Annotated in this window: 11 protein-coding genes; 2 read left to right on the forward strand and 9 right to left on the reverse strand. The window is 53.5% G+C overall.

Annotated elements, in window-relative coordinates:
- Positions 1-269: 269 nt before the first annotated feature.
- From metG to ACYVRB_RS07435, 3 genes are all read right to left on the reverse strand, one after another.
- Entirely contained in the window at positions 270-2,246 is a 1,977-nt protein-coding gene (metG, locus tag ACYVRB_RS07425) for a methionine--tRNA ligase (protein WP_461214512.1), read from the reverse strand.
- A gap of 726 nt (positions 2,247-2,972) precedes the next feature.
- A complete protein-coding gene (locus tag ACYVRB_RS07430; protein WP_461214513.1) occupies positions 2,973-3,800 on the reverse strand; it encodes a DUF72 domain-containing protein in 828 nt (275 codons plus the stop codon).
- Positions 3,793-4,257 carry an NUDIX hydrolase gene (locus ACYVRB_RS07435; protein ID WP_461214514.1) on the reverse strand — a complete coding sequence of 155 codons (465 nt, stop codon included), beginning with the start codon at positions 4,255-4,257 and terminating at the stop codon, positions 3,793-3,795. Before ACYVRB_RS07435 ends, ACYVRB_RS07430 begins: the two co-directional genes overlap by 8 nt.
- Positions 4,258-4,409: 152 nt before the next feature.
- Here ACYVRB_RS07435 and ACYVRB_RS07440 point away from each other — a divergent pair, with 152 nt between their 5' ends.
- Complete coding sequence (locus ACYVRB_RS07440; protein WP_461214515.1) at positions 4,410-5,558, forward strand: ABC transporter ATP-binding protein; 1,149 nt, start codon at positions 4,410-4,412, stop codon at positions 5,556-5,558.
- A 371-nt stretch (positions 5,559-5,929) separates the two neighbouring features.
- Here ACYVRB_RS07440 and ACYVRB_RS07445 read toward each other — a convergent pair whose 3' ends face one another.
- The 6 genes from ACYVRB_RS07445 to ACYVRB_RS07470 all read right to left on the reverse strand — a co-directional run bounded on the left by ACYVRB_RS07445 (position 5,930) and on the right by ACYVRB_RS07470 (position 10,539).
- Positions 5,930-6,571, reverse strand: coding sequence for a nitroreductase (locus tag ACYVRB_RS07445; RefSeq protein ID WP_461214516.1), 642 nt, complete (start codon positions 6,569-6,571; stop codon positions 5,930-5,932).
- A 281-nt stretch (positions 6,572-6,852) separates the two neighbouring features.
- Entirely contained in the window at positions 6,853-7,386 is a 534-nt protein-coding gene (locus tag ACYVRB_RS07450) for a hypothetical protein (RefSeq protein ID WP_461214517.1), read from the reverse strand.
- Positions 7,387-7,447: 61 nt separating this feature from the next.
- On the reverse strand, positions 7,448-8,035 hold the full coding sequence (locus ACYVRB_RS07455; RefSeq protein ID WP_461214519.1) for a TMEM175 family protein: 588 nt from the start codon (positions 8,033-8,035) through the stop codon (positions 7,448-7,450).
- Positions 8,036-8,070: 35 nt separating this feature from the next.
- On the reverse strand, positions 8,071-8,766 hold the full coding sequence (locus tag ACYVRB_RS07460) for an NAD-dependent protein deacylase (RefSeq protein ID WP_461214520.1): 696 nt from the start codon (positions 8,764-8,766) through the stop codon (positions 8,071-8,073).
- Positions 8,767-8,787: 21 nt separating this feature from the next.
- Positions 8,788-9,738, reverse strand: a complete 951-nt coding sequence (locus ACYVRB_RS07465; RefSeq protein ID WP_461214521.1) for a hypothetical protein — start codon at positions 9,736-9,738, stop codon at positions 8,788-8,790.
- Between the two features lie 21 nt (positions 9,739-9,759).
- On the reverse strand, positions 9,760-10,539 hold the full coding sequence (locus ACYVRB_RS07470) for a PHP domain-containing protein (protein ID WP_461214523.1): 780 nt from the start codon (positions 10,537-10,539) through the stop codon (positions 9,760-9,762).
- Positions 10,540-10,771: 232 nt separating this feature from the next.
- Between ACYVRB_RS07470 and ACYVRB_RS07475 the strand changes: the two genes are divergently transcribed.
- The gene (locus ACYVRB_RS07475) at positions 10,772-11,281 is read left to right on the forward strand and encodes a YbhB/YbcL family Raf kinase inhibitor-like protein (RefSeq protein WP_461214525.1); all 510 of its coding nucleotides are present in this window, start codon (positions 10,772-10,774) and stop codon (positions 11,279-11,281) included.
- Positions 11,282-11,785: the final 504 nt, after the last annotated feature.

Raw genomic sequence — 11,785 nt, forward strand, 5'->3', positions numbered from 1 at the left:
CATGCTAGCCAGTATGATAGATGTCACTTTAGCTCACGCAAGCACAACTTTATGTCAGATTTTCTAACGCTCGGATGAAGCCACATCCGGTCTCCGCAAACATAACCCGCCATCTGTTTCTGAAAACGGATTCTTTAGTAAGCCAAAGCTCACACAAAAAATTGCTCATGGTACTTGCAGCTGCCCCGGTGATGCCCTTAATTCAAAATAATTGAACTCAAAAAACGGTGTGCGAAAAATCGCACACCGTTAATATCTCGATCAGTTGGTTAACCGATCAAACTCCCATTTTCGATTTCAGATGGCACGATCACAAGCTCGATCTTGCCTTTGCTGTCTTCAGAAGAAAGCAACATGCCTTCTGACATTTCACCACGAAGCTTGCGTGGCTTCAGGTTGACAACCGCCATGACCTTCTTGCCTTTGAGTTCATCGTAGTGTGGATAGTACTTCGCGATCCCGCTGAGGATCTGGCGGGTTCCTTCATCGCCGGCGTCGAGCGTGAACTTCAACAGCTTGTCAGCGCCTTTGACCTTTTCGACGTCGAGGATCTCGGCGACACGGATCTCGGACTTATCGAAGGTCTCAAAATCGATTTCCTTCTTGCGGTCTTCATCCTTAACAGTGGCCTTGGCCTTTGGTGGCGTCATCTGGGCTTTGATCCAGGCCACTTCAGCTTCAGCGTCGAGCCGTGGGAAGATCGGCGTCCCTTTGGCAACCACTTGGGCGCCGGCCGGCAGGTGACCCCATTCGAGGGTTTCTTGGCCTTCGTCTTGGTCGTCGAAGCCGAGCTGACCGAAGATCTGCTTTGGCGCGTGGGTCATCACGGGTTGGATCAACAGCGCGATCAGGCGCAGGCTTTCGGCCAGATGTGCCATGACAGAATCCAGCGCAGGCTTTTTGCTGTCGTCTTTGGCCAGGTTCCAAGGTTCGGTTTCGTCGATGTACTTGTTGGCGCGCGCAACCAGTTTCCAAGCCGCATCCATCGCGTCGGAGAACTGCATGGCGTCCATGTGCTCCCCGTATTCTTTGATGACTGCCGCGGCCGTTGCTTCAAGACCAGCATCAAACGGCGTGCCGTCGTGTTGCAACTGTGGCAAGGTGCCACCGACATACTTGTTGATCATCGCGATCGTTCGGTTCAACAAGTTGCCCAGGTCGTTGGCGAGATCGAAGTTGATCCGATCGATGAAGTCTTCCGGGGTGAAAATGCCGTCGTTACCAAACGGAATGGCACGCATCAAATAGTAACGTAGCGCATCCAACCCGTAGCGTTCGACCAGCATTTCCGGATAGATGGCGTTGCCCTTGGACTTGGACATCTTGCCGTCTTTCATCACTAACCAGCCATGGCCATAGATCTTCTTCGGAATTGGCAATCCCAGCGCCATCAACATAATCGGCCAGTAAATCGTGTGGAACCGGACGATTTCTTTACCGATCAGCTGGACATTGGCCGGCCAGTACTTGTCAAACAAGTCGTGGTTGTCGGAACCATAACCCAGCGCGGTGATGTAGTTGAGCAACGCATCGACCCACACGTAAACCACGTGCTTCGGATTTTCTGGCACCGGCACGCCCCAGTTGAAGCTTGTCCGTGACATCGCCAAGTCTTCCAACCCTGGCTTAATGAAGTTGTTGATCATTTCCTTCTTGCGAGTCTCTGGCTGGATGAAATCGGGATGCTCATCGTAATACTTCAGCAGGCGATCGGCGTATTTGCTCATGCGGAAGAAGTAACTCTCTTCCTTAACCAGCTGCACTTCATGGCCAGAAGGTGCTTTCCCGCCGATGACCTTACCGTTTTGATCGCGATAAACTTCTGCCAGTTGCGGTTCAGTGAAGTATTCTTCGTCTTCCACAGAATACCAACCGGTGTATTCACCCAAATAAACGTCGCCTTGTTTGATCAGGCGTTCGACGATTTTTTGGACCGCCTTGACGTGTTCTTCATCGGTCGTCCGGATGAACTTGTCGTTGGTGATTTCAAGCATCTTCCACAGCGACTTGATCTGCGCGACCATGCCATCGACATACGCTTGTGGCGTGATGCCCAAGGCGTCGGCTTTTTGTTCGATCTTCAAGCCGTGTTCGTCAGTCCCAGTTAAGAAGAAAACATCGTAACCCATCAGGCGCTTGTAACGCGCGATAACGTCGGCCGCAATGGTCGAGTACGCGTTACCGATGTGAAGCTTGCCACTTGGGTAATAGATCGGGGTGGTCACGTAGAACGTTGGTTTTGCCATGAATATTGTGCCTCCTGCAACAATCTCAGTATTGCACTTGCAAACAAGTGTCTAGATGCCTTTTAGTATAGCATAGGACGCATAACGAATGAGAAAGTTTGCTAAATCCATCTGAATCAACTTGCCTTGTCCGGCAGCGTAAGTCTTCCTTGGGATGCGTTTTGGATAGTAGTATAGGTCCGGACGGGGTGCGCTCCGACAGGAGATGGCTGGAACGGTGCGCGGCGTTCAGGAGCTAACTCTCCGCTTCGCGTCGAGTGGATCTCCTTCGACGCCTTTGTTGTAAGCGGCAAGCCGCTAACAACAACGCCGCGCCTGAGCCATCTCCTGTCTCCGCACACCCCGTCCTCACATTTGCGTTCTAAATATCCTAAGTGGCAATTTCCGAGGTTAGAAAAATTGGATAGCGACTGACAATACAGTTGTTACACCATATTTATAGCGTGGGATAGCCCGCTGTCCGTTACACGATACTATCCTGATACGCAGAATCTAGGGTGTGGGCGAAAGTGACGGAAGCAGGTCAATCTGACGTGGTGAGATTGCTGTTAGCGACTTGTCGCTTACAGCAAGGCACAGGTGGAGATCCACTTCGTCGCAGACGAAGTTAGCGAAGCCGAACCCTCTCCACGACAGATTGATCCTGCTGGAGTCGCTTTTGCCCGCACCCGACCGCGATTGGTCTAAAACCAACTAAATGCCTACGCTACCAGACAGTAATCGTCTCTAAAACAAGTCGAGCTGTCGTGGCGCCAGGTGTGGGTAGTCGAGGCTGGCTTTGGCGATGAATTGTTGTGCATTGGCAGCGGCGTCTCCGCCACCGTTGTTGTTGAAAATCACGGCAACGTCGCGGCTCTTGAGGCTTCTCGCCGTTGTCAGCAGTTGTTCAAGCTCAGCTGGTTGGTAGCGGTAGTTGGTCCGGCGGGAACGCCAGCCGGGGCCGTTTCCATTTTGCCAACCGGCGTAGTTGCGGCCGTGTAGGCGCATGATCGTCAACTCAGCATTCGTGGCCACCGGCACCAGCGGGACACTGCCGCTTGGCGTCTGCGGCTCGTCGACGACGACGTGGATCATTCGCAACTCGCGCAACAGCGCCAGCGTCGATTCGCGATACTGCGGCAGATACCAGCTGTCGTGGCGGAACTCGACTGCCACCGGCAAGTCGGGATAGCGCTCGCGTACCCGGCGCAGGTAGCGCACGTTAGTTGGCGTCACCGCGCAATAAGGTGGCAACTGGAACAAAATTGCTGCCAGTTGGTGAGTGACGACCAGCGGTTTCAACACGTCGGCAAGCGTTGCAAACTGTTGCGGAACGTCGACTTCGTCTGAGCGCTCGTGTAGCGTCATGAACGCCGTCGCCTTGACGATGAAGCGCATCTGTTTAGGCACCTGTTGTTGCCACTTCATCACCGTTTCTGGCTTGGGAATCCCATAGTAAGTCGTGTCCAACTCAACGATTGGAAAATACCGGGCAAGGTCTAACAGCGTGCTAGTTTTCCCGTCGGCGGCCAGCGTCGGGTGCTCAGCGACCGCCGTCACCCCGACGTCAATCATTGACTGCCACCAAATCGATGAACTGCTCACCGGTAAAATGTGAGGCGTACTCGCCCGGCTTTTGGGCTTTGAACAGCGGCAACATCGCGGCAAGATCCGGCACTAAGCCGAGGTTGGCCGGATCCATCAGCCAAGCGTCTGGCATCGCCGCCAAGATGCCTTCGCGCGTTGCTTGTGGCCAGTCACCTTCTGTGGTGGTCGTCCCGCTGAAAAGATATAGCTCCCCGCGCAACTGCCCGTCGACATACCAGTGTACCAGTCCGCAATCTTGAACTGCTGTCAACCGGATGCCGCTTTCTTCTTGCACCTCGCGGATCGCGCCGGCCGCCGGTGTTTCGCCGGGTTCGACCTTTCCGCCTAGTCCGTTCCACAACCCGACATACGGCGGTTTGCGGCGATTAATGACGAGATACCCTGACGGGGTGGCAACCAAGACCACGGTGTATGCTTTTGCCATACTGAATCCCTCCTATTGCTTAAAGCGAGTGTAACATACGTTTTTGGTCAAATCGTGCAAAAATCCGCGGCTTTTTTGTGCAACTTAGCACATGTGCAATCAATCGCTTACATTTATACTTAAACTTGTAAATAAGGATAGGAGTGAACAATATGGTTCAAATCGATCTCGACCACATCTATAAGAAGTATCCGCATGCTGATCACGATTCTGTAATGGACTTTAACCTGCACGTTAAAGACAAAGAGTTCATTGTTTTCGTTGGGCCTTCCGGTTGTGGGAAGTCGACCACCCTGCGTATGATCGCCGGGTTGGAAGACATCACCAAAGGCGAATTGCGTATCGGTGACAAGGTCATGAACGACGTGGCCCCAAAAGACCGCGACATCGCGATGGTTTTCCAGAACTATGCCTTGTACCCACATATGACCGTGTTCGACAACATGGCGTTCGGGTTAAAGTTGCGTAAGTATGCCAAAGATGACATCAAAAAGCGGGTCGACGAAGCCGCCGAGATCCTTGGTTTGACCGAGTTCCTGTCTCGCAAACCGGCCGACTTGTCTGGTGGTCAACGCCAGCGTGTCGCTTTAGGGCGGGCGATCGTGCGTGATGCCCCGATCTTCTTGATGGACGAACCGCTGTCCAACTTGGATGCCAAGTTGCGTGTTTCCATGCGTGCTGAAATTGCCAAATTGCACCGGCGCTTGAACACCACCACCATCTACGTTACCCATGACCAAACCGAAGCGATGACGATGGCCGATCGGGTGGTTGTTATGTCTGTTGGTAAGGTGCAACAGATCGGCACCCCAGCGGAAGTTTACGACAACCCACGGAACCAATTCGTCGCTGGGTTCATGGGTAGCCCGGCTATGAACTTCATGGCCGTTCACTACAAGAATGGCCGCATCAACGACGGCAAAGGCTTAGATATCGCGATTCCTGAAGGCCGCGCAAACATCCTTAACGATCGCGGCTACAACGACAAAGACATCACCCTCGGGATCCGTCCTGAAGACATTCACACCGAGCAAGCCTTCCTCGAAACTTGGCCAGATCAAACCATCGACGCTGTCGTTACTGTTTCTGAATTGATGGGGGCCACCTCTCAATTGTATGCTACCGTTGACGGTACTGACTTCGTTGCCACCGTTGATGCCCGTGATTTCCACAACCCTGGTGAAAAGGTCAAGATGGGCTTCGATGTCAACAAAGCCCACTTCTTCGACAAGGAAACGACCGACGCGATCGTCACCAAAGAAGCCGAAGAAGCAATGACCAAGGAACAATCTCTGGCCTAAAACCAGAGCGGAGCAGGACGGGCTTAGCGGTGTGGATAAGGCAGCTTGGGCGCGTGCTGGCAACGCCAGTGCGTGACCGAGATGACTTATCCGCAACCGCGTTGTCCTGCGCAGCTCGACGAAACCAGAGCGAAGCAACCCGGTTTTAGCTGGGAGGCTAAGCCAGGTGCACCCGCCGCAATCTCCACGCAAATTTTACTGTTATCCAAAAACTCAAGCCTTGCCGAATGATGCCGCATCCGGCAAGTGTTTTCCATCATACCCCTTTAAGCGCCGTCTCTGCCCAGACGGCGCTTTTCTGTGTCGTCAGCAAAAAAGTGAGCATCTTCGACCAACCGGACGAAAATGCTCACTTTTACGGCAACAATTTTCTACTCGCGAACTTGTAGCATGTCATCTAACGGTTCACGGGTCGTTGCCATGTTGTTGATCTTGGCAGCCACCGGATAGCCTAGACCAATCCCCATGAAAATGGCTTCATCTTCAGGAATATCAAAGGCTTGCCGAACCAGCCCCGGAAAACGCACAAATGAATATGCTGGCAAAGCCCCAATGCCACGTTCTTCCGCAGCCAGTAAAATGCCGTAACCAAAGGCCCCTGTATCGTATGCGCTAAATTGCGTTGAATTTTTGGGAATCGTGATATAGGCAATTGCAGGTGCGTGATACAGATGCTTGCCGGCCTCACTGAATGCTTGAACGTCATTGCCCATATAGGTCGCCATATTTTTGACCCACTCATCGATGTTTTTCTGCGGCTTGGCTGCCCACGCTTGTGGCGGTGTGACTTCGGCACGGCTCTTTTGCTTTTGAGCGACCGCTTCGGCATTGCCCCTACGAAGTTGTTTGGCGGTTTCGCCGACTGCTAAGTAGACTTTCCACGGCTGGGCATTTTCCCACGAAGGCGCACGTTGCGCTTCAGCGATGATGTCTTTCAACGTCGCCAAAGCAACGGGCTTATCACTAAAATCACGCGCTGAACGCCGAGTAAGTTGACTGCTTTTAGTTGCCATATGTGGGTCCCCCTTATATCGATGCACTGGCTAATATCGATTGTTTAAAACTGTTATGTCTTCGTTATATACTTTGGCAATCACTTCTTCAACATGCGCCACAACGAAAAAAGCCCCCGAAACGATTCGGGGGCTAAGTCTGCCATGCCACGTTCTGGGGGAACGTTCATTCGTGTATTCGGCACATATGGTCGCTACCCACTACGGCCGATGCGCCTGATTTAATTTTAAGCCCTGATTCAAAAAAAGTCATTTTTAACGCTCGCAATCTGCCCACTTTTTTAGGAATCGTTGTCATCTGGCCATTCCAGGTCGACGATTTCGCTTTCTACCTTGAGTTTGTCGCGACAGTAGCCCGCTTCTGCGGCTTGTTGCCAGGCCAGCGTCGAAAGCTTTGTCAGATCTGCGAGATGCAGGCCCTCGATCAGCAGCCACCTTTGCGCCGCGCTATCGACATCGAAGCCGCAGACACCGGTCACGCTTTCCACATCAGCGTGACTTTGAAAATACGCTGAAGCCGGCATCCGCATGAACCGGTTTCGCGCTTCGCCCGCCGCTAACTGGACACGACTGATCTGCGCGGCATCGGTCCAATCGACTTCATACATGATCAGCTTCGGCCCTTGCCACACCAAACCGGTCGTTTCAAACGTCGCCGGATTACAATTGTTTCCTTGCCGCGCCACCCCTGGCGCGATCAGCACCATCGCCATGAACTGATAGTTCCCACTGTCCCAACTGGCCTTAAACGTCGGCACCGTCATCACTCCTTTTTCCCATTCCGCGACATCCAAAAAGCCCTCGGCATTTGCCAAGAGCTTAGTTATTCCCTGATTTAATTGTAGCGTCTGGGCCGGCGTCTGTCATTTTTAACGCTCAGCCTTGGTCGTTTAAGTGATGTTCGATCCGCCGCTCTGGAATGACCCACATCAGCAACAACAATGTGTCGACGATGATCGTCAGTGGCGCCCACAGCGCCCCCAAACCCAAAGCCACGATGTTCACTGCGATGGAGATCAGCGGCTTGTAATACCCGCGCCCCAACAGTTCAGTCACCGCGTTGGACTTCGTATTCACGCGCATGAGACATTGCACCAAGACGTAATAAGCCACATCCGATAGCAGCACGACGAAGCCATAAAACAGCTCTGGCGCGTGGGCGCCAACATGATGTTGCCCCACCCAAGCCGTGGCAAAAGGAAACAGTGACGTCGCAAATAAAAACGCGATGTTGCTCCACAAAACGGCGCCGTCGACGCGTTTGACGATTTGGAACAGGTGATGATGGTTGCTCCAATACACCGCCAGGGTCAAGAAGCTGACCAGGTAAATCAGAAACTCAAAACGCAGGTCCCATAAATCAGCGAAGCCACCACCGGCTGGCGGCCGCAGCTCCAACACCATGACCGTGATAATGATCGCGATCACGCCATCAGTGAACGCCTCGACTCGATTTTTTGACATGTTATCCTCCAGTCTCCCAGAGTTCCCCCAACAGTTTAACGATGCAGTGTGGCAAAGACTTCCTGAGCATCAGCCACCACCATATGTGCCCCCACAGGCAGCTGCAACGCTTCGCGGTTGACCGCGACCAGCGTTGCTTGCGGTTGCGCATAGCGCAACAGTCCGGCAAACGGATAAACCACCAGGCTGGTGCCGACAACCACCAGTAAATCTGCCGAAGAGATTGCCGCCACCGCCGCTTCGACGACGTCTGGTGCGATCGGTTCACCGTACAACACGATGTCTGGCCGGATCACGCCGCCGTCTTCCGCGTGAACATCAGACTCGCGATACTGCTCAAACGTGAACGTCTGGTGACACTTCTGGCAATACAGGCGATACAAGTTACCATGAAACTCAACGACGTGCTTGGCGCCGGCTTGGCGATCGAGACCGTCGACATTTTGGGTGACGATCGTGCCTTTGGCGTTGGTGATGGCCGCCATCGTCTCGTGGATGACATTGGGTTTGGCTTCCGGGTGAAACATGTTGGCCAACACCCAGCGATGAAAATCGGCGTGATGCCGCGCCAGGTTGTCGTCTGATAACGCGTATTCCGGCTTTTGGTTGGCATCGGCGTACAAGCCACCTTTGCTGCGGTAATCCGGGATCCCTGACGCCGTCGATACCCCGGCACCGGTCAGAAACGCAACGCGGTCGGCTTGATCGATCGCATGTTGTAGATCAAACATCTTCCCACTTCCTTTGGCAAGCTAGCGGATGGTGTAATCGAGATGGTAGGCGTCGAGCAACTCGCCGATCGGCTGTTGATACAAGCTCTGAAACGCGGCAGGCGTTGTGTCTTTCAGCGGCAAAACGAAGGCGTTTTGGCCGTCGCCTTTGCCCATCGCAACGTATGCTTGTTGCTTGGTGTCGCGGTCGCGATACGTCGAGTGCTTGAGCTCGAACACCTGGTTCAGACTCAGGCGCAACTGCCGCGGCGACAACACCGGTGGCAGCGTCGCAAACTCAGGATTATCGATCGGCTGAAACCCTGCTGCCTGAATCAAGGCGTTGAACCGGCCAAACAAGTTGACCAGCGCCCGCCGGTACGCAAACGGCGAGTCGATCTTTTTCGCCGTCAGCGTCTCGTACAACGCCGACGCGATCGCCAGTGCCTGCGGGTAGCGCTTTTGCCATTCAGCGCGCTGGGCATCACTGCCGCCGTCAACAAACAGCGTCATGTGATCGAAAAGCGACAAACTGCGATAGATCAACAGCTGATCCCCAGCTGACGGCTCCGGTGTCAGTACGGCCGCAAACCCGGCGGCCAATTGGGCCTCTTGGGCGTCGCCTAGTAATCCATGCTCGCGTTGCCAGGTCGCGATCACGATGTGCAACGCCGCCGAAGACAGCGCCGTGGCGGTTGCGTAGTGCTGGCGATCCAGCTCTGGCGTTCCTGTCAATAAGTGATACTGCAGCTGCGGGAACCCGTTGGCCGCGTAATACATGTGCAACAGTTCGTGGCTCAGCGTGTAGTCAACATCGGTGGTGTCAGACACCTGCACCAACAACTCGCCATTAGGCTGTAGTCGCTCTTGCGATTGGCTGTGCAACAGCTGGCCGCTGGCCTCGCCGGAGACTTCGATCCGCACCGGCATCGTGTAGCCTTCTTGCACCTGTTCGAACAACGTTTTTAATTCGGGATTGGTTAATTCTGTCATCGTTTCCTCCCTATTCTTCTATTAAAATGTCACCAACGTCGGCTGATGGTCTTGATACACCGCCAGTTGGGTGATCCGATGCTGATGCAAGAACGCTTTTGCCTGATCAAAATCCATCTGGAATTTGTCAGCGTCATGCGCGTCGCTGCCTAACGTGAACAGCTCGCCGCCAAGCGCCTGGTACCACGGGATCACCAAGTCGTACAAAGCGGCATCGTGCCACATATACATCGACTTGGTGTTGAGCTCGAAGGCCATGTGTTTGGCGATGATCTCCTTGAAGATTGCCTGGATCGTCGGCCGCGCCCAGGCGGCCAGCTCTGCCGGCGTCACCTCAACGACGCGCAACCCGTATTCAAAATGGGCCAAGACGTCGGCGCCGTCAAACCGCCGCACCCCGGCCAGCATCCGGGCGTAATAATCCTGCACCAGCGCCTTTTTATCGACAGACTTAAAGTGGTCGTCCTGAAAATCGTAGTCACCGTTATGATGGAAGCTCAACAACACCAAATCATAGCGGTTAGCATCGAGATACTGATAGATGTCTTCAAGCTTCGGTTCATAATAGCCGACCTCGATACCACGCAAAAACTGGTTGGGATACTTGGCGTGCAACGCGTCGAGCTTGGCGACATAGGCGGCATAATCCGGCTTGTTGTCATCGCCGTGATCGTCTGGATTAGCCATCTCCAGGTGCTCCGTTGTCACAAACGGCTGCTTGGTCTGAGCGAGATAGTCTTCAAATTGGGCATCGGAATCAAACGAGAAATACGTATGAACATGTTGATCATAATATGGCATGCGCGTGACCTCCTATGGTGGGACTGTGCTAATCTTAGATTACCATTTTACCAGTTGTTAGGACACATAAGTCTCTGTAATCTCCTCACCGCTACTTGACTGTGCGAAAATATCTTCCTGCTGATGCGCGACATGACGGGATCGACACTGCTGAATCCAGATACTAGTTCAATCCATTTATGTGTTAACCTTTAATTGTCACGTTAATCCTTATGAAAGCAGGTGTATCGATATGCAAATTTCCGTTCCCTTAGAAAATGGCTACTTGGCTGACCGTTTCGGTAAGTACGCTGAGCAATCAGATCGCTATCAAGGCTATCCCAAGCGCAGTTTTCCCATCACGATCAGCGACGCGCCGCAAACCACCAAAAGTTTTGCGGTGTGGCTGATCGACTATGACGCCGTGCCGGTTTCCGGATTTCCATGGATCCACTGGAACATCGCCAACGTTCCCGGCGACACGACGCAGATCCCCGAAGACGCCAGCCGCACCGAAGCCTTGGCCATGGTGCAAGGCAAAAACGCCAACGCCGGCGGTCTCATCCACCAAAGCGACACTCGTATCAGCCAAGGCTACGTGGGCCCGCAGCCGCCTAACGCTGATCACGCCTACACCCTGACCGTGTTTGCGCTAGACACCACGCTTGATCTTCAACCAGGCTTTTGGCTGAACGAAGCCCGCCACGCCATGGCCGGCCACATCCTAACAGAAACCAGCATCGATCTGTGGTCACGCAAGTAATCGTTAAGGGCTATCGTTGTCCGGCAGCGTAAGCATTTAGCGTTGGGTAGACCAGTAAACTGTCGGGCACGGGCAAAAGCGACTCCAGCAGGTTTCAATCAGTCGTAGTGGCGGTGCTCGGTGAAGCTAACTCTCCGCTACGCTACGAGTGGATCTTCACCTGCGCTCATTCTATGGCGACAAGTCGCCAAGAATGATGCCACCACGTCAGATTGACCTGCTTCCGTCGCTTTCGCCCGCACCCTAGGTTCTGCGTATCAGGATTGTTTGGTGTTACGGACAACTGGATTATCCGTTAATGATAGCTAGTCCATTCTCAATTGGACGTGTTATCAGTCACTAGTCCACTTCTACTTTCGTGGAAATTGCCACTTCTGAGACGTTGGACGCTAACGTCAGGGTTTGGTGTGTGGAGGCCCGAGATGGCTCAGGCGCGGCATTGTTGTTAGCGGCTTTGCCGCTTACAACAAAGGCGTCGAAGGAGATCCACTCGTAGCGAAGCGG

This window comes from Lacticaseibacillus boliensis, assembly GCF_054784775.1.